This is a genomic window from Streptomyces sp. NPDC030165 (assembly GCF_055573595.1).
Genome location: NZ_JBVIBD010000025.1, coordinates 91,196 through 114,754 on the forward strand (window position 1 = coordinate 91,196; position 23,559 = coordinate 114,754).

The following is a 23,559-nucleotide window of genomic DNA, read 5'->3' on the forward strand; positions in this document are numbered from 1 at the left end:
GACATGGGTTTCACCCCGCTGCGCTACCAGTGCGAGCAGTCCGCTCTGGTGCGCTCCGTGCACCACCCCGGCATCACGGTGCCGCCCTGGCCCGACCTGGCCGACACCTCCCCCGCGGGCATCGAGAGCTGGGTGGGGTGGATGCGGCAGGTGTGGGGGACCGCGGTCGTCGCCGACGCCGTACGCCACGCCAGCCCGGACCTCGCCCACGACCTCGACGCCCTGGTCACGGGGTCGGCCCCCGGCGACGCTGCCGTCGTCTCCAAGCTGCTGCTCGCCCTGGCCGGATACCTGCTGCGTTTGCAGCACCGGACCAGCCCCTTTGGTCTGTTCGCCGGGGTGAGCGAGGCCCGCTTCGGGCCGCGGACCACGGTGCGCTGGGGCACCGGGCACCGGGCCATGGCTCAGGCCGACGGCACCTGGCTGGCACACGTGATCACCACCCTGGAGGGCCTGCCCGAGGTCCGGCCCCTGCTGACGGTCGTGGCCAACACCATCGCCGTCGTGCGCGGGGACCGCCTCGTGGTGCCCTGGCGTCCCCGGCGGCCCGGCGCCCGCACCACCGCGGTCCGGGAGGTCTCCGTGCGCCACACCCCGGCCGTGCGCGCCGCCCTGGAGATGGCCAGCGCCTCCGTTGCGTACCGGGACCTGGCCCGCCGTCTCGCCGAGGTCTCCCCCGATGTCGACGCGCGCACCGTCTGCGCCCTGCTTGACGAGCTGATCGCCCACCGCGTCCTGATCAGCTGCCTGCATCCGCCGGCCACCGAGCCTGACGCCCTCGGCTACCTCCTGGACCGCCTGGAGAGGATCGGCGTGCACCAGGTGCCGCCGGCCGCCGAACCCCTCGCGGCCCTGCGTGCGGTCCACGGCCTGATGTCCGAGCACAACCGCGCCCCGGCCGCGGCAGGAAGAGAGCGCCGCACGGCGCTGACACAGCGGATGCGCGAGCACGGGGACGTGGCGGACCCGCTGGCGGTGGACCTGCATCTGGATGCCGAGGTGCAACTGCCGCGCGCGGTGGCCTGGGAGGCCGAGGCCGCCATGACTGTTCTGGCCCGGCTCACGCCCTACCCCTACGGCGCCCCCGCCTGGCACGCCTACCGCCACCGCTTCCTGGAGCGCTACGGGCCGCATGTGCTGGTCCCGCTGCTGGAGTGCACCGACCCGGTCACCGGCATCGGCCTGCCCGACGGCTTCCACAGCGCCGCCCCCGCACCGCGGCCCCCGCTGTCCTCCCGCGACCGCCGGCTGCTCGCCCTGGCCCAGCAAGCCGTGCTCGAAGGGCGCGACATCGAGCTGGACGACCACCTGACCGAGCATCTGGCGATCGGCGACCCGGCACAGATGCAGGCCCCACCGCACACCGAGCTGCTGGCCGAACTGCACAGCCCTTCCCCCGCCGCGCTCGACCACGGCGACTTCGGGCTGGTCCTGCGCGGCGTCTCCCGTGGCTACGGCCACCTGAGCGGGGGCCGGTTCGCCGCCCTGCTCGCCCACGCCCCGGCCAGCACCCTGCTCACCACGCTGGCCCGTCCGCCCGCCGGTACCGCGGACGCGCTGCCGGTCCAGCTCACTTTCCCCTCCCTGGCCTCCGGCGCCAGCCACCTCGCCCGCCTGCCCCGCCTCCAGCAGAACCTCGTCAGTCTCGCCGAGCACCGGGCCCCGGAGCCGGACACGCTCGCCCCCGACGACCTCGCCGTACTCTGCGACGGCCACCGCCTGCACCTGGTCTCCCGCTCACGCGGCCAGATCCTCGATCCGTCCATCCCACATCCGCTGCAGCGCGAATGGCACACCCCCTGGCTGGCCCGCTTCTGCGAGGAACTCGCCCGCACGCACACCGCCGTGCTGACCGCGCTGGTCCGGGCCTTCCACTGGGGCGCCGCCGGCGCACTGCCGGTCCTGCCCCGGCTGCGGCACGGACGCACCGTGCTCAGCCCGGCCACCTGGTCCCTCGACCGCGCCGCCCTGCCCGGCCCCGAGGCCACCCAGGCCGCCTGGGAAGACGCCTTCGCCGACCTGCGCACCCGGCGGCGGCTGCCCGATGCCGTGCTGCTGGAGGACTTCGACCAGCGCCTGCCCCTGCACCTGGACGACATCGGACACCTCGCGCTGCTGCGCCACCACCTGAACCGCGCCAAGCACCCCCTCGTCCTCACCGAGGCGCCCGACGAGCGTGCCTGGGGCTGGTGCCAGGGCCGTCCCACCGAAATCGTGACGCTGCTGCGCTCCACCACGCCGGCGCCCCCCGCTCCGCCCGTACCCGCCAGCGCCCCGCCTGTCCGCCCTGGTGGTCAGGTGCCGGGGGCCAGCCCGTATCTGTGTGTCCGGCTGTCCGGAGTCCGCAGGCCCAGCTATGACCACGTGCTTCAGCAACTGCCGGTCATGCTGGCCGAGTTCGCCGGGATTCCGCGGTGGGTCCTGCGCGGGCAGCAGGTGACCTTGGTCTTCCGGTTCCCGGAAGGCCAGGCCGTCGGCCCGGCCGTGCAGATCGTCGGTGCCTGGGCCGCCCGTCTGGTCAAGTCCGGCGCTCTCGGCGCGATGGAGATCGTCCCCTACCGGCCGCACCCCGGCCGCTGGGGCGGCGAAGACCAGCTCACGGCCGCCGAAAGCTGCTTCACCGCCGATTCCGCCGCCGTCCTGCACCAGCTGCTCCACGTGCGCGGGGACGATGCCCGGGTGCTGGCGGCGGCCAACACCGTCGCCATCACGGCCGGGTTCCACGGGGACATCGACGCGGGTCTGCGCTGGCTGGCCGGCCAGCCCAAGCCGACCGTCTCCAGGCCGCTGCCGCGCCCCGCACACCAAAGCGCACTACGGCTGATCACCACGGACGGCCGGTGGGCGCGACTGCGCACCCTGCCCGGCGGAGACCGCCTCGCCGACCGCTGGGACACCCGCCACCAGGCACTCGCCGCCTACCGCACCGCACTCGACCGGGCGCCGCGCATCGATGCGGACGCGGTGCTGGCCGCTCTGCTGCACGAGCACCACCGCCGCACCGGCACCGAGGAGCAGGGCGCCTTGCGTCTGGCCCGCGCCGTCGCCCTCGCCCACCGCGCCCGTCACCTGACCGCCGGAGGCGCACGATGACACCCCTGGCCTCCAGCTCACCGCCCCGGCGGCCGGTGCCTGCCGTGGTCCGCCCCGGCGACCAGGCCCACGGTGCGCACTGGCTGCGCGGGCTGCGCGAGGCGTACTTCGCCGAGGTCACCGCCGGCCTCACCCGGCCCTTGCGCGTCGGCCTGTACGTACTGGTCGACGACGGCCAGGACCCGGCGAACCGGCTGGCCACCGCCCACGGCCTGGCCATGGCCAGGAACTGGACGGTCTGCTTGCGGACCGTCGACCGCACCGGCCCCACCGATCCGGCCACCCGCCCGCAGCTGGCCCGCGCCTGCCACGCCGTCACCCGCGGTGAGATCGACGGACTCGTGGTCGCCTCCCGTACCGACATCTCCCCGTACGACGACCACTACGAAGCCACCCTGCGACGGCTGCGAACCCACCGCGGCTTCCTCGCCCCGGCCCGCCCCGAGACCGCCCCCTGAAACCCACGCATACCACCAGCTCCCACCCCAACGACCGGACACGGAGGCACCATGAACAGACCGGACCACCTCGACACCGACCACTTCACCGCCGCGCCCCAGCGCCGCATCGGCTCCCAGGCCCTGATCCGCGACGAAAAGGGCGGAACCTTGCTGTTCGAGTCGCGCCGCCGGGTGGAGCGCGGGGACGTACTGACCTGGAACCTGCCGGGCGGCTGCGCCCAGAGCAACGAGGACCCCCAGGCGGCCTGCCGACGCCGGATCCAGGAGAAGTCCGGCCTGCTCATAGAGCCCGGACGGCTGCTGCTCATGCACTGGCAGCCCCCCACGGGCGACACCGTCGAGGGGCACAACTACGTGTGGGACGGCGGTGTGATCAGCTCACACACCGAGTTCCAGCTCGCCACCGATGAGGTCACTCAGTACCGGTTCGTGCCGCGCAAGCAACTCACCGCCTTCGCCCGCGACAGCCTGGTGGAGCGGATCGATGCCGCGCTGCAAGCCCTGGGCCGCGGTCATAGCGGCTACCTGGCCGGCCATGCCGGGTAACGACGACAGCCTGCCGCCGCGTCGCACCAGCCATCGGACAAGGAAGATGTCGAAGGTACTGCTCCCCCGGTCCCGCCACCGACTGCTCCGTCCTACGGTGCGCGCCGCAGCCCCCTTGGCCGAGCACACCGGTGGCACGGGCTCCGGTGTCCCCATCACGCGGCCCGGACCGGACCGGCGGCCATCGGCCCGGCCCGCGACGACCAGGTGCGGTGGCGCTGCGGGCTTCGGCAAACGCCGACCACATCACGCCCCGCCCGCGCCCACCGCGCTCGAAACCGACGCCTCACAGCGGTGCCGTGGAGGAGGACGACGCCTCCCGTGATGGTGCGTGTCTCACTCGTCGTCGTACTGCTGATCGTTGTCTGGGTCTTGATCAAGAAGTGGGGGCTGAAGGCCGGGCACGCCCTGGCTGCCACCCTGCTCGGTTTCTATTTGCGTGACACCCACCTCGCCGCCCCCATCGAACGACTGATCAGCACGATCGCACAGGCGCTCGGCAACTGGCGATTGTGAACCGGTCATGTCAACGTCGGCCGCCGACGCCCTCAAGAAGCCCCTGCCGGACGCTGGCATTCCAGCCCCCGGCGGACGCTGGCGGCCACCGAGTTGCCTCCGGCCACAGAACCACCCGGCCCTGTGGCCGGGGCACCCCATCCGTTCGAAGCTCGTTTCCCAGGCAGGCACATGCTCACCCCAGCCCACGTCGTATCGTTCGCCCGCCGCGCCCAGCTCCACGCGCCCCCGGCGCTGCGGCAACCCCCTATCTCCTTCATCACGCGGCGCACCGGCGAAGGTCCCGCCACCGCGGAACTGGGGGTGCGCAGCGGCGATGACGGGATATGCGTCCTGTCCTACGTCGATGAGACCTTCGCCGACCGTGACAGCCATGGTGTGCTGTGGCGCCGTCACCATCAGCGCCACGACGACGCAGGCAGACCGGCCGGCGAGCCGGTGGCCGGGCGAGTTCACCCGGGCCGGCTCCGGGAGGTGATGAGTCTCCTGCACTGCCCCATCGGCGCCTGTCCTGCCCACCGAAACGACCGCGGCGGCTGGCTGTTCCTGGTGCCGCGGGCCCAGCACCGCGCCGAAGGCCAGCTGACCATGTGGCCCCCGGTATGTCTGGCGCACATCGGTGACTACGCGCGCGCCCGCCCTGACCTGCGGCACGGCTACGCCGCGGTCCGCTCCGCCGACCCCGTCCCGTACGGCGTGCGCGGGCAGCGGTACCGGTTCGCCGACGCCGCCTTCGAGGCTGTTGGCGTCCCCGTCCTTGTGCCCTACGAGCAGGCCTGAGGGCGCTGGGTCATCGCCGACCGGCTCGTCCGGACGCTGACACAGCTCAAGGCCGCGGTCTGACCCTCGGGATCATCCCGTCAACCTGTATCACCACGTACGAACCTGGCACTCAGGAGCACCTTCAGTGACCAAGACCGCGCTCGCCCTGCAGGCGTCAGCCCCTGTAGCGGCGCGCCTTCTTCTCCCATTGCTGGCGGCCTTGCGGCCACCGCAGGCACAGGCCGACCCGGTAGCGGCATTCCCCAACGCACGGACCACTGCGCGTCCCCGCCCGCCTTGCCGCCGGCGAACCCGCCGCGACAGCGAAGGGGAACGCGCGATGACGACGAACGGGATCAACGGGTCGGCTCACGTCTCCGGACTGGCCGTGCAGGCCAGGGCCGTCTTCGGCGGCATCCACCACCACCATGCCCTCACCGTGAGCTACCCCGCGCCCCGTCAGATACCCCCGTCGCCACGGCACTTCACCAACCGCACCCAGCAGCTGCGGGCTGTGGAAACGGCGCGCACCGCCGGAGCAACGATCGTGGCGATCACCGGTCTGGCCGGAGCCGGCAAGACCGGCCTTGCCACCCACTGGCTCCACAGCCAGGACACCTACACCGACGGACACCTGTACGCCGACCTGCACTCCCCCGCCGCGAGTACCGCACCGCAAGCGGTCCTGTCCCGGTGGCTGCGCGCCCTGGGCCTGCCCGTTCCGTCCGACGATCTCCAGGAACTGGTCGGCCTGTGGCGCTCGGCCACCGCGGACCTGGCTGTGGCACTCCTGCTCGACAACGCCCCCTCGGCCGCCGAGGTCCGGCCGCTGCTGCCGGGCGGGGCGTCGAGCCTTGCCGTCGTCACCAGCCGCACCGCCCTTGGCGAACTCGCCGCGGACGGCGCCGCCTTCATCCGCGTCGGGCCCCTTGCCCCCGCCGCATCGCTCCAGCTGCTCGGCCGGTTCGCGGGCACCACCCGCATCGCGGCCGCCCCCGAGGCTGCCGCCGCGATCGCCGAAGCCTGCGCCCACCTGCCCCTGCCCCTGGTCCTGGCCGGCGCCCGGCTGGCGGCCCGGCCCCAGCGCCCCCTGCGCTGCACTGCCGACGCCCTCACCGCTCCCGCCGATACCCGTGCTCACCCCGAGGATCGTGTCCGGATGGCCATCACCACCGCTCTGACCGCGACCTACACCAGTCTGGATGCGGACGCCCAGCGCCTGTACCGGTACCTGGGCCTGCTGCCGACCGAGGACATCGACCCGGACCTGGCGGTCGCGGCCGGCGCACTGCCGTGGGCCACCACCGACTGGCTCTTGGAGGTCCTGGCCGACGAGCAGCTGCTGGAGCCGCTCGCAGCCGATGCCGCCCGCCCGGTGCGCTACCGGATGGCCGCCGCGGCCCGTGAGCACGCCTGCGCCCTGGCCGCCGAGCACGACCCGGAACACGAGCGCACCGGCGTCCGCCGGCGGCTGTGCGAGTGGATGCTCCTGATCGCCACCCACGCCCAGTTCCGGCTCACCCCGGCCCAGGCCACGCTGCGCCGCGCCAGCGAGGGCCCCCCGCCCCCGGCCCGCCTGCCCTTCACCGACGACGCGGGGGCTCTGGACTGGCTGGACTCCCACCAGCACAACCTCCTCGGCCTCCTGCGCGCCGCCGAAACGGCCGCCTGGTACGACACCGCCTGGAAATTGGTTGATGCCTTCTGGCCCCTCTTCCAATTCCGCCACCCCTACACCCTGTGGGCGGACGCACACGAGATCGGCCTCGCCGCCGCCCGCAGTGCGGGAAACCCCGCCGCCCAACGGAAACCGACAGGTTCCCGGATTCCTGGCGCGCTCTGGCGACGAACCTGCGGGTCATTGTGCCGGAGCGCCCCCTACCGTCCGTTGCGTTCCATATCCTCGGTACCCGGCTCGCGGTCTCCGTGGATCTTTAAGCTGGCTGCGGTCAGTGTCCGGGCTGGCGTGTCGGTGGGGCCCGTGGTGCCGTCGCCTTCTGCGGGGCACTAGGCTCCGCTGTGGCCTGCACCGGTATGGAGCGTGCGGGCCAGGCCCCGGTTTTGTCCTGTGACGGGATGAGTACGCAGCCGGGGCCGCACCTGCGCCGCCCTGTCGCCGAGTCCGGCCGGCCCGCCTGCGCGGTATGACTTTTCGTCCTTCGGTTGGCTCGCTGGCGGTGCCGGTGAAGAATCGGTCTCGGCCGGGCGGTGGCCGGGCATTCCGCGCTGGTTCGCTCGCGCCGCCCGGCCGCGTCCGTGCTCGTGGGATGTGCGAGCGCGTTGACCGGTACGGTGCCCAGGCGGGACGCTGGGGAGATGGACAGCGCGGGTGAACTGGGCTTGACGGTCCTGCTGGTGACATCGGGCCCGGGTGCCGCGGCGGCCTGGCAGCAGATCCGGGGCCGGGCGGCGGAAGCCCCAGCCCACCGCCTGACCTTCGCCGCCCGGCAGGCGGGTTCCGTCGGTGCCGTCATGACGGGGCCGGGTCGGGGAAGAAGACCGTCATGGCGGCGGGAACGCAGTTATCGGATCTCATGAAGCGGCTGGAGACAGCCCTTGAGCACGCCCGCGCACCTCGGGAGAGGAAACGTGTGCTGGTGGAGGAGAACTGGCGACTGCTCGACGAGGACTGTCGGCTTCGGCGTCAGCGTTCTCGCCGGGGCTGAGCGGGCGTGTGACTGGCTTCCTCGCTCCGCCCGGGCAGGGCCGCACCGTGTCGGGCGTGGCAGGTGTGTCCGGACAGGCCGGTGAAATGTGCGAACTCACGGGATGTCGAACACCCGATCATCGACGGCTTGTTGACGTCGGGCAGCCGTCGCTGTAAAAGGACGAACAGGGGTGATTGCCATGACCGCTCGTCGTCCGTGTCCACCGGCGCCGGGACCGCTCAAGGGCTACGCCGTCGACTTCGATGATCTGCTCGAACCGCTGGCCCAGCGGCAGGGCTTCCGCTAGTACGTGACCGGGCTGCTGGTCCCGCAAGAGCGGAACAAGACGCCTGCTTGCTTGGCCGGGGCGGAACCAGTGGCCGGATCCCAGCACCCGGCGGTGCAGCGGCTGCAGTTCTCCCTTCCGGATCTCCGTGGGAGCGTGAGCGGGTCAATGCCTGCCGCCTGGAGCAGCCGCAAGGCGATCCGCACGGCCCCGCATGCGGGCGGGGTGCTGGTGATCGACGACTCCGGGGATCCCAAGGACGGGACGGCGACCGCGCACATGGGCCGGCAGTGGCTGGGCCGATACGGCAAGACCGAAAATGCGGTGGTCACTGTGGCGACGCTGTGGGTGAACGGCTGCGTGGCGGGACTGCCAATCCGCACCGTTCTGACGGGTGCTCACGCTGGCCCCAGGCGTCACACCTCGAAGGACGTCCGATATATCGGCAATCGATTGGAGAGCACGGATGGACGATTCCATAGCCGCCGTGGTGCGGGCTACGGTGGCGGAGGTGCTCGGAGTCGAGCCCGGCGACATCGCCGACGACGATCTGCTGCTGGGGCTCCCGTCCGGCGATTCACTGCGGCTGCTGCAGATCGTCGTGCTCGTCGAGGAACGGACGGGCGCAGAACTGTTCGAAGAGGACCTGCTCATGGCGCGCACTGTGGGCGACCTGGCCAAACTCGCCCAGGGGGTGCCGATATGAGCAGCAGGGTCGCCGGCATCACCACCGGCGGTCGCGGGGTTCTGGCCGACCTGGGGCCGGTGGTGGAGGACAACTTGCACCGCCACCTGCGCGAGGCCAGGGAGTGGTTCCCCCACCAGTACATCCCCTGGAGCCGCGGACGCGACTTCGAGGGCCCGCAGAACGGCGAACCGTGGGCCCCCGGGCAGTCGCGCCTGTCAAGGGCGGCCCGCGCGTCGCTGCTCCTCGGCGTGCTGACCGAGGACAACCTGCCCAGCTACTACCACATTCTCCTGACGGCGTTCGGTGAGCGTGCCCCCTGGAGTGACTGGGTGCATCGCTGGACCGCCGAGGAGGGCCGCCATTCCATCGCACTGCGCGGCTACCTGCTGACCGCACGGGAAGTCGATCCGGTCGCGCTCGAACGTTTTCGCATGCGTCAGCTCACCACGGGGTACCGCTTCGACCAAGACGGGGTCCTGCAGGCCCTCGCTTACACGACGCTGCAGGAGTGGGCGACCCGGGTGGCCCACCGCAACGCGGGTTCGGCCAGCGGCGATCCCGTCTGCGACCGCATGATGGGTCGCATAGCCGCCGACGAGAACCTGCACATGATCTTCTACCGGAACGTGCTGCAGGCCGCGCTGGAACGCGATCCTGATGCCGTCCTCACCGCTGTCGCCGACGTGCTGCCCGGCTTCCGGCTTCCGGGGCACGTCTCGGCCGATTTCGCCGCGCTGACGCGTGACATCGTCGCCGGGGGTGTCTACGGCGCGCGCATCCACTATGAAGCGGTGGTGGCGCCCTTCGTGCGCAAGCTCGCGCTATTGGACATCGGCGGGCTGCGTCCCGAAGGGCACCAGGCCCAAGAACGCATCGCGCGCTATGTGCGCCATCTGGAACTGGTAGCCGCGCGTGATCTCCCGCCGCGGTGACGTAAGGCGGCCAGTACTCGTAGGACGCGCGTTGCGAGCCGGAAGCCCGAGCGGGCCGGCGCCCGTTTCCGCGCCGTCCCGCTGCTCGCTGTCCGCCGCTATGTGTCCGCGTGATCGGCCAGATAGCGGATGGTGGCCCGGTAGGCGAGCCGGGCCTCTTCTTCCGAGTCACGGAAAGGGTTGGTGAGTTCGAGGCGGAGCATGCGGCGGTACAGTTCGAGCCCGAGCGGCGGATTCCTGCGCCCGAGCGGGAGGATATGGACGGCCGTTCCCTCGGGCACGTGCTGCAGCGCCTCCTGGAACCTCAGCGTCAGTGCGGTATTTACGGGCGGGACTTCCACGCGTGGGGAGAAAGGGAACAATGGTCTGAGGTCGGTCGCCGGGAGGATGTAGATCGTGCGAGCTCCCAGGCTGAGGGCTCGCCGAAGGGGGACGAGGTCTACCAGTCCCCCGTCGAGGTACCACGTGCCGTCTCGAAAGGCCGGCGGTTGCAGGACGGGGGCCGCGGACGAGGCGAGCAGCGCCGTCAGCAGTTCACCCTTGGAGAACCACTCGATCTGTCCCGAACGCAGGCTGATGCCGGAGCACTGGAAGGGCACCGGCAGGTCCTCAAACCGCCGTATCGGCAGGTGGCGCGCCAGTACGACGCGCAGCGCGCGCTGGGTGTCCTCCTGCACCGGAAGCCAGAAGAGGCGTAATACGGCCCTGGTGAACGTACGAGAAAGTCGCGGTGATCCGAGGTATTGCGCCCAGAAGTTGGAAATGGCCGTGAGTCCGCGGCGATCGGGCTGCGCGGCGAAGATCGCCCCCAGCCATGCGCCTGCGGACGAACCCAGGATAAGGTCCGGCCGAATCCCTGACTCGGTCAGCGCGAAGATCATTCCGATCTCCGACGCCACCTCGTTTCCACCACCGCTGAAGACGAACGCAGTTGGGTATTGCCCAGCCATGAGGGCCACGTTAAGCTAATAACTTGATAGTGTGAAGTGCTCATGCAGAACTCGCGGTTCCCGGACCTCGTAGACGCGGTCACGGGTGAATGTGATCACGGGTCACCGAGGCAATGACGGCATGCCGTTCGGTGATTTTCCGGCGGATTCTGTTTTCCCTGTCAGGAGCGCGAAATAAGGCGCCGTGCCGCGTCCCGGAGTGTAAACGGTCTTGCAACGGTGCGTCGCCCGCAAGCCGAACGAGCCTTTCACGAAGCTGACACGAAAGAAGATTGGCTGTGAGCATCGACCACGCTCCCTTACACGACTGGGCCCTCCCCGGACCGATGAACGGCGGTGACGCGTGGATGTGGCGCGTCAGCCGTGATCCCCGACTGCCGATGAACGTCGTCGCGATCTACGTGCTGGCCTCGGCGCCCGACTGGGAGCGGGTGCGAAGGTGCTTCAAGTGGTGCCTGGAAAGGGTGCCCCGGCTGCGTCAGCGCGTCCTGGAGTTCGCCACCGAGACCGGGCCCGCGACATGGTCGCCGGATCCGGAGTTCCGCCTGGACGACCATCTGCGCCGCATCCGGCTCCCCGGGCCGGGAGACCGTCGCCAGTTGCTCCACGCCGTCGAGTGGTGGGCCGGACAGGACCTTGACCGGACGCGTGCTCCCTGGGAGGCGATCCTGGTTGAAGGGTACAAGGGAGACAGGGCAGCCCTCATCCTCAAATGGCACCACTGCTTCGCCGACGGTATCGGCATTGTCCAGATGCTCAGGCGGCTGCTGCCGTCGACACCCGAGGCCCGCCAGGACGAGGAGCGACCGTTCGAGTTCGAGGCGATAGCGCGAGCCCACCATCCCGCGTTGACCGGGCTGAACCAGCACCTCCAAGCCATGGCCACCGCGATCGCCCAGGAGACCGGGCGCGCCGCCCAGTACTTCTTCGGCAAGGCGCAGACCCTGATGCGAGATCCGACGCCCGCCGCCTGCCGCCCGCCGGACATCGCCTGGCCCGCCGGTCAGTACAAACTGCTGCCTGGCTCGGCGCTGCTGCGCCGACGCGGTCTCGGACGCCGGTTCGAAACCGTCGAAGTGCCCGGGTCAGCACTGCGCAGGGCGGCGGAGCGCACCGGGACCAGCACCGCCGCCGTCTTCGTCGCGGCCGTGCTGGGCGCCTGTCAGAAGTACCACAGGCACTTCAACGCCACCGCGGAAAATCTGTCGACGGCCATGCCCGTCAACCTGCGGGATTTCGGGCATCGGGGGCCGGGCAACCACATTGGCGTCATGCTGCTGCGGGGAGCCTTCGGCGACATCGATCCCGCCGCTCGCGTCCGGGCGGTCCACGAGCTGATCAAGCGGGAGCGGAACGACCTCGTTGAGGAGGTGATCCCGCTGGTCAGCGCGATGGCCTGCTGGATTCCCGGGATCGCCCTGCGGATGTCCGCGTACGACATGCTGAGCAAAATCGACTTGTGGGTGAGCAGCGTGCCGGGCTACTCACGGCCGTGCTACATCGCCGGGGCGGAGTTCGTCGAGGACATGACGTTCGCGCCCCGTGCCGGAAGCGCGTGCAACGCCACCATGGTCTCGCACGGGGACACGTCCTGCGTCGCGCTCAACATCGACCCGGCCGCGTTCACCGACCCGTCGCGATTCCACCAGCTCGTCCAAGAGGAGTTCACCGCTATCTTCGAACCCGAGCCGGACGGGAGTTGGGGATGAAGCGACTCGACGAGCGCGGCGCGGTCTCGGGCGCCTGGTCGCAACCGACACTCGGCGCGGCGCTGGCCGAAGTCGCCGCTTCCGTATCCCTGCGCGACACGGCCGTGCAGTTCCCGGACGCCGACGCCCGGGCGCGCCGGACGACGCCGGCGGAGCTGGACGAGGCGTCGGCGCGCTTCGCCCGTGCGCTGCTGGAGGAGGGTGTCCGGCCGGGCGACATCGTCGGCGTACTGATGAGCCTCGGCCCCGACCTGCTCAAGGTCCTGTTCGGGATCATGCGGGCGGGCGCGGCCGCGACAGTCCTTCCCGTTGCGCAGGCACCACAGTTGCGGCGGTTCGCCGAGGCCGCCGAAATGCGCACCCTCGTGACCGACAACGCCCACCGAGCCGTGGCGGGCCAGTTGCGGGAGCTCGTGCCGGTGCTGCGCCTCGTGCAGACCGATATCGACCTGCCCGCAGGACGGGCCCTGCCTCAGGTGGGCGCCGATGATCTCGCGGTCGTGCAGTTCACCTCGGGCAGCACGATGGCGCCGCGCGGGGTCATGCTGCCACACCGCAATATCCTCGCGGGGCTCGCCGCGATCGCAGTCTCGGCGCAGATGACACCGCGCGATGTCTGGGTGCAGTGGGCGCCGCACTACCACGATCTCGGCCTGTTTGGAATGCTCACCAACATCCTCAACGGCGGCCGCACCCACGCGGTGACGCCGCGGACGTTCGTCCGCCGCCCCGAGGAGTTCCTGAGCCTGCTGTCCGCCGTGGGCGGCACGCTGACGACCGGCCCGAACTTCAGCTACGACCTGATGGTCGACGCGGCGCGTGCGGGACGGATGTCCGACGGGATCGACCTGTCGTCGTGGCGGCTGACGTTCAACGGCGGCGAGCCGATCTCCGTGCGCACCGTCGAACGGTTCACCGAGACGTTCGCGCCCGCCGGCATGGCGCCGTCGGTGATGTACCCGGTGTACGGGATGGCCGAGGCGACCCTGGCGATCGCCTTTCCCCCTCCCGGCGCTCTCCCGGTAACCACGTGGGTCGACCGCGACCTGCTCGGCACGCGGGGAGAGGTCCGTCCGGTATCGCGCGACGACGCGGGGGCGACCGGCCTGGTGCGCGTGGGCACGGCCGTCGAGGGGTTGCAGCTCCGCATCGTCGCGGACGGCGCGGTCTGCGGCGAAAGGCGTCTGGGCGAGATCGAGTTGCGCGGCACCGCGGTCACACCCGGCTACTACCGAAACGAGCACGCGACTGCCGAGCTTTTCCACGAGGGCTGGCTGCGCAGCGGCGACCTCGGGTTCTGGCTGGACGGCAACCTGTACGTCGGAGGCCGCCGCAAGGAGATGGTCATCGCGCACGGCCGCAATTACTTCCCCACCGACGTGGAGCACTTCGCCCACGAGGTGCCGGGTGTCTACCACGGTCATGTTGTGGCGTTCGCCGACATCGGACCGGACGGCGACGACCGTATCGGACTTGTCGCCGAAACCGACCTTCCGGCGGATGACCGCCCCGTGTTGGCGGAGCGGCTCCGCGGCCATGTCGGCGCCGAACTCGGCGCCGCGCCCTTACGGGTGCACCTCGTCCCGCCCCACTATCTCACCCGCTCCACCAGCGGCAAGTGGCAGCGCCTCGCCGCAGCGCGGCGGCTCGCTACGGACGGGCCGCTGCAGGACTCGCCGCAGGACAGGGAGACGTGAGGAATTCATGCCGAACGACGACGCCCGTCCCGGCGCGGACGACCGTCCCACCGCCCTGGGCGACGAGAGCCCCGCGCGTCCGCTGCCGAAACTTCCGCACGGCTGCTCGCACGCCATCCATGCCGCCCTCGCCGCGCTGCCCGGCCCGATCGACCGGGTCCTGCTGTTCGACGAGCTGCCGACCTGGATCGTCACCGGATACGAAGAGGTCAAGCAAGTCCTCGACGACGACCGGCTGATCAAGGATTGGCTGAGCCTGCCGGACGGGAAGCCGCCCTTCGGGGGGCGCCGCTACCCTGAGGACGGGTACGCGCCCGGGGTGCGGCACCTGTTCGGCCTCGATGCGCCGGACCACACGCGGCTACGCCGCGTCACCCAGCACGCGTTCTCCGCCCGGGCCACGGCGCGGTGGCGGCCCCTCATCCGCGCCGAGACGGACCGGCTGCTCGACGCGTTCGTGGCTCGGGGCGGCGGGGAACTCGTCGGCGACGTGTTCGAGCCCCTCAGCGTGCGCGTCCTGTGCGCGATCCTCGGTGTCCCCGACGAGTACCGCGAACTCGTCCGGGAGGGCGGCGCGACGCTGTTCGGGCCGCTGAGCTCGGGCGATCCCCGCTATCTGAGGGTCGTTACCGATGTCCGCAGCATGGCGATGAGACTGCTCCGGCAGTGCCGCAACGCGCCTGCCGGCGACCGGCGCGGCGACGACATCGTCACCTTGGCTGCCACGGCGTGGCGCGACGGCACCCTCAGCGCGTCCGAAGCCGTCGGAATCCTCTTCCAGTTCATCGCAGGGAACACTCTCAACACGGTCTCAGTCCTCGCGAACGGTGCGGTCCGGCTGATGGAGGAACCCCAATTGGCCGGCCTGCTGCGCGACAACCCCGTTCTGCTGCGGCCCATCACCGAAGAGCTGCTGCGACTGACGTCGGCCACAGCCTTGTCCACCTGGCGCTTCGCGTCCCGCCCAATGACTATTGCCGGGACCCGGATCGACACCGGCGACGTCGTCCTGGCCGCTCTCGACCACGCCAACCACGACTCCGCCGCGTATCCCGGCCCCGACCGCCTGCTGCCCGGGCGGCCCGCACCCCCTCACCAGGCGTTCGGGCACGGCCGCCACTACTGCGCGGGAGCCGAACTCGCCCGCGCGGAGATCCAGACCGTGCTGGTCGCGCTCACCGGGCTCCTGCCACACATGAAACTCGCCGTGCCCGCCGAGCAGCTCCCCTGGTCCCCGCTCAGCTTCTTGCAAGGCATCAGTGCCGTCCCCGTCACAGTCGCACAGAGCGGCACCGGTCGCCGCTCCTGACGGGAAAGGAAAGGGCTTCGGCCTCACGAGGGCAGTCCGCCGGCGCGAAGAACCCGGGCAGTATGGATGCTCGGATCACCGTTCCGTCCGGTACCGACTGGGCGCCGAAATGTGCGGCCAGCACCGGGACCTGTGCCCCTCCACCTGCGCACTGGGCGGCAGACAAGCCGGTGATGGCGGCGCGCCGAGATGGTCGTCAGCGTCACGCCCGAGAATATGGAACAAACGGCCAGTGGGTCTCCGTGTGACGCCTCACGGGGCGATGGGGCCGTTCTTCTTGTCCGGGTGCGCGGCCAGGACGTAGCGGGTGGCGGAGTGGTTGGACAGGCCGAAGAGTTGCATCAGCCGGACGGGATCGGCGCTGTGGCGTGCTTCGTCGTAGATCCGGTCGATGCGCAGGACGCTGGGCGGCAGCCCGAGCCGTCGGAAGGTCTTGTAGACCGTGTCGGCACTGATGGGTAGGCCGGAGTCGTCAACGGCTGTGTTGCGGGTGACGAACAGGTGGGGGTTGGAGCTGTCGGGCCAGCGTCGGTGACGGCGGTGTTCCCAGGCGGTGGCCAGGCGCAGGGTGAAGGCGTCGAGGTAGACCAGGTGGTCGCTGTGGCCCGGCCGGCGTAGGCGTAGTCGGCCCTTGCTGCGGTCGAGGTCGCCGTGCAGGAGGCGGGTGAGTTGTCCGGGCAGGAGGGCGTGGATGGCGACGAGGGCGGTCATGAGGCGGTCGCGCGGGTCGTCGAGTTGGTCCAGTAGGCCGGCGATGCGGTCGGCGGGCAGTGAGGCGGGCAGCGGTCGGCTGATGGTGAGCGAGATGTTGCGGGCGGGGTCGCGGAAGACGAGGCGTTCGCGTTTGAGGGCCCGGAACAGGGACCGTAGTGCGGTGTGCAGGCGGTGGGCTTGATCGCCGCACAGCGGGTCCAGGACGCCCTCGATGTGCTCCGTGGTGATCTGGCGGGGGCCGGTGAGGCCAGCGGCGCTCCAGGCGTGGACGGTGGGCAGGACGGTGACCACGTAGTTCTCGACCGTCTTGGGCCTGCGGGGCCGGCTGGGGATGCTGCTTTGTCCGGTGAGGACGTCGATGAAGGTGTGGAGCGCGGCGGCGAAGGCCGGCTGGCTGACGGAGCAGGCGTGGTGGCGGGCGCGGGCGATGTTGGGTTCCTGGGGTGGTTGGGGTTCCAGGAGCCCGCGCAGGCGCAAGTAGTTGAGGACGCGGGCACCGTTCAGGCTGGGGCGCAGGGAGGCCAGGGCCCGGATGTCCGTCTCGCGGATGAGCAGCTCGGTGCCGAGGTGGCCGGTCACGATGCGCAGCGTGCGGATGTTGCCATTGAAGGCGTTGGTGTTCCAGCCGCGGCTGCGCATGTAGGTGGTGAAGTCGGCCACCAGGGCGGCGGCCGCTTCGGTCAGGGCGGGCGGGTGGGTGGTGTCCAGGCGGGACCAGTCCCTGGGCGGGGCCGCAAAGAGCTCCAGCTGGGCCGGGTCGAGAAGATGCTCGGACAGGCGGCGCTGGGCTGCGGCCCGGGCGCGGCGGCGTTTGAGGTCGAAGCGGCCGTGGTGTGCTGCCGTACCCGGAGGCATAGGTCCGGTGGCCAGTGCGGCGGCGTGGAGGCCGGCGAACCACAGCTGATCACCGCCCACCATCGCGACCTGGGCGGCGTCGACTTCGGTCTCGGCGACGACGATCCGGCACCTGCGGCACATGCCTCCGCTGAGCAGCAATGTGCGGTGACAGCGTTCGCACTCGGTCTCGCTGCCGCCGTGTTTGCGGATCTCAGTGCTCCAGCTTGTGCACGGCGCACACAGGGTCCGGCGGTCGTTCGCCCAGGCCAGGCAGTGCGTGCACTGTCCCCGCAGCTCCGGGTCGCGCTGCCCGCCCTGGCGGGTGGGCCCGGTGCTGCGGGGCGGGACCAGACGGGCAGGGGGAGGCGATGCAAGCAGACCGGCCCGCTGCAGAGCCTGCCCGAGGACCGGGCCGTAGTACAGGAGGTCGTGCAGGGCCTCGGCGGCGACCTGGTGCTGGTCGGGGTCGCGGGCCGCCAGGGCCAGGCGGGCGAAGCCCTCCAACCGCCAGATCCACATCGTGCGGACCTTGATGCGGCGTTCGTCCACCATCTGCCGCAGGTGCCCGGCGACGGCCTCGAAGCCGGGGACGTGCCGGTCGCGGATGCGGGCCGCATGGGTACGGGCGAACCGGCGAGCCGGGGTGGCAAAGAGCTCCAGCTGCCCGGGAACCTGGGGCGTACAGATGCGGGGATCGTCCTGGAGCGGCTCGGGCGACCGGGCCCGTAACCAGGCGGGAACGCTGTAGCGCCGCCCCGGCTTGCCCTGGGGCATCCGGACCGGCCGGGCCTCGGGCAGGGAAATTCCCTCAATGCCCAGCACGAGCTGGCGTGGCCGGCCCGGGGCGAGGTCCTCGCCGCGGAGCTCGCCCCAGGCCCAGGGATCGTCCTCGCCCAGGCGGGCCGCCAAGAGGCAGGGCGCGCACACGCCCGACCGCGTCACCGGAACACTCCAGGCGCAGCGGCGGCACCGTGCCTGGCTCCAGCCGTCCCGGCCCGCAGCCACCCGGCGCCACGCCCACGCGCACCACGGGCACAGCGTCTTCCCGTTCACCGCTCCCCAGCCCGCACACGTTGCGCACGACCCCAGCCGAGCAAACCCCCTGATCATGGCCTGACCCGGGTCAGTTCGGCGGCAGCGGGCGCCGGGCCCCGCCGCTGCCCGGGCGGGGAACCGGGCGCACGGGCCTGCTCTCGCCGACCGCCCGCTGCTCGCTCTCCGGGCGTTGCTCGGCTGCCCCGCGACCGGCTCGGCTTCCATCAGGTCGGCGACCGTGCAGTGCAGGGCGGCACAGATCTTGTCCAGGTCCTCCAGCCGGACGGTGACCGGCTTGTTCGACCACAGGGCGGCCACCTTGCTCAACGACGGGGTGAACCCCACCTGGCGGAAGGCCGCCTGCAACTGGGTCGGACGCCAGATGTCGCGCTTGGCCGCAGCCCAGCGCAGATTCCACTTCACCGGATCACGCCTCCGTGCTCAGCCGGCGAACCGCTCGCCGGGACGACTCCAGGCTCGCCCGCTCCGGATCGCCCTTCGCGGTCGCCAGGTACCCGACCGTGGTGGAGGCCCAGACATGACCGAGCAAAACCTGCACGTCCCACAACGGCATCCCCCGCTCATAGTTGTGGGTCGCGCACGCGTGCCGCAGCAGATGCGGAAACAGCACACCGACCGGCCCCCGCAGATACTCGCGCGAGGCCATCTTCAGCGCCCGCCGGAATGTGTCGGGCCCCACCGGCGGCGCGAGCAGCCCCTCCATGCCGGCCAGCGAACTCGCCAGCCGCTCGGACGGGAACAGCGGCGCCCGCGGATCACAGGGATCATCGGGAAACTCGCCCCGCACCACTTCGACGTACCACCACAACAGCGCGCGGCCCTCCTCGAAGAGGAAGGCTTCCCGGTCACGCGGGCCGGAGCCGCCGGCGCCCTTGCCGTGGACCAGGAACCGGCCCCACTGGCCGTTCTCCCAGTGCACCTCCCCCAGCTGTACCTGGCACAGCTCCTTCGCCCGGACCCCGGAGATGTACGTCAGCTTCGACATCACATAGTTGCGGACCGCCACGGGATACTTCCGCGCCCGCGGCAGAGCCGCGCGCCACGCGGCGAAGAACTCCTTCGTCGCCCGCGCCGACGGCGGAATGCGCAACCCGAAATCACCGCGGTGAACGGGCCGGTTGAACGCATCGACCGGCGACTGGACCACCGCGCCGAAGCGCCGGTGAATCTCGCCGGCGTACCGCTGCTCCAGGAAGGCGTAGTAGAGATCGATCCGATTGATCTTCGAGCGGATCGTGTTGTGCCGCGGGCGCCTACCTGGGCCCGCGAAGTACTGGTCCAGCTGCCGTGAGCTCAGTTGCCAGGGCATGACGTCGTAGTACGAACAGATCTCCAGCACCGGCTGGACCAGCGACTCCAGTGTCCGCGGCGACAGCCCTGCGACATCGCGGGCCCACACGTACTCGGCGAGGGAATCCTGGAACACCGCACGTTCTGCTTCCGCAGATGCGGTTGCCGCACTCTGCCGCTGCAGCGTCAGCACATCGGCCAGTCCCGGCTCCGGCCGCTCTTGCTCGCCAGGCCGGTCCTGCACAGCTACATCGCCACCCGTGATGAGGGAGAAGCGGCGGGTCCTGGAATCCGTCACAAGCACGCAAGATACGAAGAGAACTCCTGGAACCTGCGAGGAATCGTCAGATCCCCACACGATCGGGTGAAGCATCGACCACCGGCCCCGACCTGCGTGAACAGCCATAACTTTCACATAGCACCCCGGAGGGAACCCGTCGGCACTCCAGTTTCAGATGCTCGCCTCCGGAGCCATCGGCCTGGCCGCGGCGGGCCGCAGCCACGACGCCATCGAGTGGTACACCGGGATGCTGGACGCCGCCCGCGACTGCGCTGATGTCCGCGACGAGGGACAGGCCCACCTCGGCCTCGGCACCTGCCACCTGCCACCTGCACGCCGGACGCCCGCACGACGCCGAGGAGCACCTCGCCCAGGCCATCACCTGCTGGAAGGGATGCGGTTACCTACGCGGGGTCGGCCTCGCCCTCATCATGCTGGGCGAGACCGCGCTCGCCACCGACGCGCCGCACCAGGCCCTGACCCAGCTCCACCGCGCCCGCACGCTCCTCCTGGACGCCCAGGAACCCTACGAAGCCGCCCGCGCACTCGCTCTCCACGGCCACACGCACGTCCTCCTCGGCCGCATCGCCGACGGCATCACCGAGATGGAAGCCGCGCTGGAGACCATCACCCAAGCCGGCAGCACCCTCTGGCAGGCCCGCACCCTGGCGCTGCTGGCCCAGGCCCACCAGGCCACCGGCGCCCGCGAGCGCGCACGCCTTCACTACCAGCGCAGCGCGGAGCTGTACCGCCGGATCCGCCCCGCCGAGGCCGACCGCATCCGACGACTGCTGCAAGCGCTGTGACCGGCAGCCTCAAGCCCGGCTGCACCGATCGCATGGGCCAGGAGCCGCACCAGGCGGCCTGACTTGCTCAGCCAGCACCCTCGGAAGATGACACCGGTATGTCAGCGCGAGCGGTACACGGCCGCCCGAACCTCTCCTCATCCATCCGCGTCGCTCAGGAACTGAAGCTCATGTCACATCAACCGCAATGGAAACCTGTGCCACCCCAATCCACAGGCCCTACGCCGACATAGCCCGCCACCTCTTGCCCCACGGCCAGCGCCGGCCCGCGCCACGAAGCCCGGCCAAGGTTCGCCTGAGCCGCCCGCTACCGCGCTGGCGGCCAGCGCCGATGAACAACGTAAAGGAACAGCCCAGATGCCTTACCCTCCCCACCAGCGTGCTCCCGAACTGTGGCCGCACCAGCGCGAAGCCGTCACCACGGTCACGGACACACTGTCGCGGACCGAGCGCACCACCGCGGTGATGGCCTGCGGGACCGGCAAGACCCGGGTGGGCATCGAGATCGCACAGAACATCGCGCCCACCGGCCGGGTACTGACGGTGGTCCCCAGCATCGAACTGGTCGGGCAGACCCTGCACGCGTGGCGGCAGACCTACGGCGACGGCGCCGGCCGTACCGTGGCCCTGTGCTCCGACCCGGGCGTGATGGACCGGCGCGGCCAGGACCTGCGCGCCGAACACGCCGCCGTGACCACCAGCCCAGCGGAACTCGCCCGGCTGACCGCGGGACCGGGCCGGGTGACGGTGGTCAGCACCTACGCAGGCATGCGGGTCCTGCAGGAGGCGCACGCTTCCTACGGCCTGGGCCCCTGGAGCCTCGGGATCGTGGACGAGGCGCACCGTACCGCAGGAGCGGCCGGCAAAGCCTGGGCACGGGTCCACGACGACGTGGCGCTGCCGGCCGGCCGGCGGCTGTATCTGACGGCCACGCCCCGGATCGTCGGCACCCGCAGGGGGCTCGGTCTCGACGACTTCGCCGTCAGCATGGACAACCCGAAAATCTATGGCCCCCGGAGCTACACGCTGTCCTTCGCCCGCGCCTCGGCGCTGGGGCTGCTGGCGAAGTACCAGGTCGTCGTCGCCGTCGTCACCGATGACGAGGTCCGTGCCCTGGCCGCCGGACAGCGGCACTATCAGGTGGGACGCTCCGCGGTTGCGGTGGACATGCTGGCCCGCCAGATCGCCGTGCTGCGGGCTGCCGAGCAGCACGGCATCCGCCGGCTGATCACCTATCACGGCCGGGTCGCGGACGCCGACTGGTTCGCCAAGACGCTGCCCGCCGTGGCCCCCCTGCTGGCGGCCGACGGCGCCGCGGCTCCTTCGGTGTGGGCGGGGCACGTACGCGGCGCCCAGAGCGTGACGGACCGCCGCGCGGTCCTCGACCGGCTCCGCGGAGACGAGGAGGGCCTGGTCGTGGTGTCGAACGCGCGGGTTTTGACCGAGGGTGTCGATGCGCCGGCGGTCGACGGCATCGCCTTTCTCGACCCCCGCGAATCGACGATCGACATCATCCAGGCGCTGGGCCGGGCCATGCGGCTGGGAGGCCGCAAGGACAAGGTCGCCTCCATCATCGTCCCCGTCCTGCTCGGCCCGGACGAGGACCCGGTGGAGGCCCTGGAGACCTCGGCCTTTCACCAGGTGTGGCGCATCGCCCGGGCTCTTCGCGCGCACGACGAGGCCCTCGGCGAGCAGCTCGACAGCGCCCGCCTGCAACTCGGCGCCGGCGCGGGCCCCGAGTGCTCGCCCGCCGGTCAAGCCGCCCAGCTGCCGGACTGGCTGCGCATCACCGGAGTCGAGGTCCCGGCGCACTTCGCCACCGCCATCACCACCCATGCCGTGCGCAGCACCACACCGTCATGGGAGGAGTTCTACGGTGCCGCCACCGCCTACCGGCAGCAGCACGGTGACCTGCGTGTCGCCCTGTCCTACACCACCACCCCCGGCGGGCTGAAACTCGGCGAGTGGATCGCGCGGCAGCGGGCCACCGAAAGCAAAGGCAGCCTGCTGCCCAGCCGCAAGGAGCGCCTCGACGCCCTCGGCATGGCCTGGTCCCCCAAGGCCGAAGACTGGCAGCGCAACTTCGCCGCGGCCGAGACCTACTACCGAGAACACGGCCACCTCCTCGTCCCGAGGGGCCATGTCGCTGCCAGCGCGGACGGAGACGCTCCGGTGAAACTCGGAGCCTTCATCAGCGCCCTGCGCAGGGGGCTCATCCACCTCGACGACGAGCGCCTGGCCGCCCTGGAAGACATCGGCATGGTGTGGAGCGTGCACGACGACTCCTGGCAGCGGCACGTCAGCGCCGCGCGCGCCTACCGCGAGCAGCACGGTAACCTGCTCGTCCCCATCGCCTTCACCACCGACGCCGATCCCCCGGTGGCGCTGGGCCAGTGGATCCACGCGCTGCGCCAGTCCAAGACCAAGCAGTCTCCCGAACGGATCCGCGAGCTGGATGCCCTCGGCATGGTGTGGTCCGTCTTCGACTACAGGTGGCAGCGCGGCTTCGAGGCCGCCCGCAACTACTACCGGACCCACGGCCACCTGCACGTGCCGGCCAAGTACACCACGAAGGGCCCTGACCCCGTCAGCCTCGCCAGGTGGCTCCACAAGCAGCGCCAGCACTTCCGGGACAACAAGCTCAGCCGCGAGCGCGTCATCGCGCTGACCAACATCGGCATGCGCTGGTGAGCGACACCCGTCGTCGAACGCGGGGGCTGCGACACGCACCAGAGCAGACCTCTCGGTGCCAGCACTGCCCGCCTGGCCCGGCAACGCCGCCGGGCCAGGCGCGGGGCGTGCCGCCCGCCCACGCCGCCTGCCGCCACTAGGAGAAAGGCCGTCAGCCGTGCCCGGATCTTCGCAGCGATACCTCGCCCGCGCCGCTGGTCGTGTATTTCGTGCTCGCGCTGGCCCTGTTCTCGCCCGCGCCGTATCTGGACGTGATGCGGCACCTGGTCGAGGGTCTGCGGGGCCAGG

The 23,559-nt window shown here is 71.0% G+C and carries 16 protein-coding genes and 2 pseudogenes; 15 read left to right on the plus strand and 3 right to left on the minus strand.

All coding sequences use genetic code 11. From position 1 onward, the window contains the following. Positions 1–3: 3 nt before the first annotated feature. From ACZ4Z1_RS34940 to ACZ4Z1_RS34980, 9 genes and pseudogenes are all read left to right on the plus strand, one after another. Positions 4–3,093, plus strand: coding sequence for a lantibiotic dehydratase (locus ACZ4Z1_RS34940; RefSeq protein ID WP_468490695.1), 3,090 nt, complete (start codon positions 4–6; stop codon positions 3,091–3,093). After that, the gene (locus ACZ4Z1_RS34945; protein ID WP_468490696.1) at positions 3,090–3,551 is read left to right on the plus strand and encodes a hypothetical protein; all 462 of its coding nucleotides are present in this window, start codon (positions 3,090–3,092) and stop codon (positions 3,549–3,551) included. The genes ACZ4Z1_RS34940 and ACZ4Z1_RS34945 overlap by 4 nt, the downstream gene beginning before the upstream one ends. 51 nt (positions 3,552–3,602) lie before the next feature. Beyond that, positions 3,603–4,100, plus strand: a complete 498-nt coding sequence (locus ACZ4Z1_RS34950) for an NUDIX domain-containing protein (protein ID WP_468490697.1) — start codon at positions 3,603–3,605, stop codon at positions 4,098–4,100. Between the two features lie 324 nt (positions 4,101–4,424). Next, a complete protein-coding gene (locus ACZ4Z1_RS34955; protein WP_468490698.1) occupies positions 4,425–4,616 on the plus strand; it encodes a hypothetical protein in 192 nt (63 codons plus the stop codon). Positions 4,617–4,787: 171 nt separating this feature from the next. After that, positions 4,788–5,396, plus strand: coding sequence for a hypothetical protein (locus ACZ4Z1_RS34960; protein WP_468490699.1), 609 nt, complete (start codon positions 4,788–4,790; stop codon positions 5,394–5,396). Positions 5,397–5,718: 322 nt separating this feature from the next. Then, positions 5,719–7,389: a tetratricopeptide repeat protein gene (locus tag ACZ4Z1_RS34965; protein ID WP_468490700.1), complete on the plus strand. Its 1,671-nt coding sequence runs from the start codon at positions 5,719–5,721 to the stop codon at positions 7,387–7,389. Positions 7,390–8,225: 836 nt separating this feature from the next. After that, positions 8,226–8,675 (plus strand): annotated as a pseudogene (locus ACZ4Z1_RS34970) (transposase); the annotation flags it as partial. A 103-nt stretch (positions 8,676–8,778) separates the two neighbouring features. After that, on the plus strand, positions 8,779–9,018 hold the full coding sequence (locus ACZ4Z1_RS34975) for an acyl carrier protein (protein ID WP_468490709.1): 240 nt from the start codon (positions 8,779–8,781) through the stop codon (positions 9,016–9,018). Then, positions 9,015–9,932: an acyl-ACP desaturase gene (locus ACZ4Z1_RS34980; protein ID WP_468490710.1), complete on the plus strand. Its 918-nt coding sequence runs from the start codon at positions 9,015–9,017 to the stop codon at positions 9,930–9,932. Before ACZ4Z1_RS34975 ends, ACZ4Z1_RS34980 begins: the two co-directional genes overlap by 4 nt. 98 nt (positions 9,933–10,030) lie before the next feature. On the opposite strand, the gene ACZ4Z1_RS34985 is transcribed toward ACZ4Z1_RS34980, so the two are convergent. Further along, positions 10,031–10,882, minus strand: a complete 852-nt coding sequence (locus ACZ4Z1_RS34985; protein WP_468490701.1) for a patatin-like phospholipase family protein — start codon at positions 10,880–10,882, stop codon at positions 10,031–10,033. Positions 10,883–11,160: 278 nt separating this feature from the next. Between ACZ4Z1_RS34985 and ACZ4Z1_RS34990 the strand changes: the two genes are divergently transcribed. The 3 genes from ACZ4Z1_RS34990 to ACZ4Z1_RS35000 are packed head-to-tail and all read left to right on the plus strand — an operon-like array spanning position 11,161 to position 15,597. Beyond that, positions 11,161–12,591 carry a wax ester/triacylglycerol synthase domain-containing protein gene (locus ACZ4Z1_RS34990; protein WP_468490702.1) on the plus strand — a complete coding sequence of 477 codons (1,431 nt, stop codon included), beginning with the start codon at positions 11,161–11,163 and terminating at the stop codon, positions 12,589–12,591. After that, positions 12,588–14,288, plus strand: coding sequence for an AMP-binding protein (locus tag ACZ4Z1_RS34995; protein WP_468490703.1), 1,701 nt, complete (start codon positions 12,588–12,590; stop codon positions 14,286–14,288). Before ACZ4Z1_RS34990 ends, ACZ4Z1_RS34995 begins: the two co-directional genes overlap by 4 nt. 7 nt (positions 14,289–14,295) lie before the next feature. After that, entirely contained in the window at positions 14,296–15,597 is a 1,302-nt protein-coding gene (locus tag ACZ4Z1_RS35000; protein ID WP_468490704.1) for a cytochrome P450, read from the plus strand. A 252-nt stretch (positions 15,598–15,849) separates the two neighbouring features. Here ACZ4Z1_RS35000 and ACZ4Z1_RS35005 read toward each other — a convergent pair whose 3' ends face one another. Together ACZ4Z1_RS35005 and ACZ4Z1_RS35010 are read right to left on the minus strand one after the other, a co-directional pair. Then, on the minus strand, positions 15,850–18,606 hold the full coding sequence (locus tag ACZ4Z1_RS35005; RefSeq protein WP_468490705.1) for a helix-turn-helix domain-containing protein: 2,757 nt from the start codon (positions 18,604–18,606) through the stop codon (positions 15,850–15,852). A 4-nt stretch (positions 18,607–18,610) separates the two neighbouring features. Further along, the gene (locus tag ACZ4Z1_RS35010; protein WP_468490706.1) at positions 18,611–19,792 is read right to left on the minus strand and encodes a tyrosine-type recombinase/integrase; all 1,182 of its coding nucleotides are present in this window, start codon (positions 19,790–19,792) and stop codon (positions 18,611–18,613) included. Between the two features lie 257 nt (positions 19,793–20,049). Between ACZ4Z1_RS35010 and ACZ4Z1_RS35015 the strand changes: the two genes are divergently transcribed. From ACZ4Z1_RS35015 to ACZ4Z1_RS35025, 3 genes and pseudogenes are all read left to right on the plus strand, one after another. Continuing rightward, positions 20,050–20,580: a tetratricopeptide repeat protein gene (locus tag ACZ4Z1_RS35015; RefSeq protein WP_468490707.1), complete on the plus strand. Its 531-nt coding sequence runs from the start codon at positions 20,050–20,052 to the stop codon at positions 20,578–20,580. 357 nt (positions 20,581–20,937) lie between these two features. Beyond that, positions 20,938–23,271 (plus strand): helicase associated domain-containing protein, encoded by a 2,334-nt coding sequence (locus ACZ4Z1_RS35020; RefSeq protein ID WP_468490708.1) that lies wholly within the window; start codon positions 20,938–20,940, stop codon positions 23,269–23,271. Positions 23,272–23,447: 176 nt separating this feature from the next. Continuing rightward, positions 23,448–23,559: pseudogene (locus tag ACZ4Z1_RS35025) on the plus strand (transposase domain-containing protein); the annotation flags it as partial.

Bases quoted from the DNA above. Each gene is read 5' to 3' on its own strand.
- ACZ4Z1_RS34940 (WP_468490695.1), top strand. From the start codon at position 4: ATGGGTTTCACCCCGCTGCGCTACCAGTGCGAGCAGTCCGCTCTGGTG.
- ACZ4Z1_RS34945 (WP_468490696.1), top strand. From the start codon at position 3,090: ATGACACCCCTGGCCTCCAGCTCACCGCCCCGGCGGCCGGTGCCTGCC.
- ACZ4Z1_RS34950 (WP_468490697.1), top strand. From the start codon at position 3,603: ATGAACAGACCGGACCACCTCGACACCGACCACTTCACCGCCGCGCCC.
- ACZ4Z1_RS34955 (WP_468490698.1), top strand. From the start codon at position 4,425: ATGGTGCGTGTCTCACTCGTCGTCGTACTGCTGATCGTTGTCTGGGTC.
- ACZ4Z1_RS34960 (WP_468490699.1), top strand. From the start codon at position 4,788: ATGCTCACCCCAGCCCACGTCGTATCGTTCGCCCGCCGCGCCCAGCTC.
- ACZ4Z1_RS34965 (WP_468490700.1), top strand. From the start codon at position 5,719: ATGACGACGAACGGGATCAACGGGTCGGCTCACGTCTCCGGACTGGCC.
- ACZ4Z1_RS34975 (WP_468490709.1), top strand. From the start codon at position 8,779: ATGGACGATTCCATAGCCGCCGTGGTGCGGGCTACGGTGGCGGAGGTG.
- ACZ4Z1_RS34980 (WP_468490710.1), top strand. From the start codon at position 9,015: ATGAGCAGCAGGGTCGCCGGCATCACCACCGGCGGTCGCGGGGTTCTG.
- ACZ4Z1_RS34985 (WP_468490701.1), bottom strand. From the start codon at position 10,882: ATGGCTGGGCAATACCCAACTGCGTTCGTCTTCAGCGGTGGTGGAAAC.
- ACZ4Z1_RS34995 (WP_468490703.1), top strand. From the start codon at position 12,588: ATGAAGCGACTCGACGAGCGCGGCGCGGTCTCGGGCGCCTGGTCGCAA.
- ACZ4Z1_RS35000 (WP_468490704.1), top strand. From the start codon at position 14,296: ATGCCGAACGACGACGCCCGTCCCGGCGCGGACGACCGTCCCACCGCC.
- ACZ4Z1_RS35015 (WP_468490707.1), top strand. From the start codon at position 20,050: ATGTCCGCGACGAGGGACAGGCCCACCTCGGCCTCGGCACCTGCCACC.
- ACZ4Z1_RS35020 (WP_468490708.1), top strand. From the start codon at position 20,938: ATGCCTTACCCTCCCCACCAGCGTGCTCCCGAACTGTGGCCGCACCAG.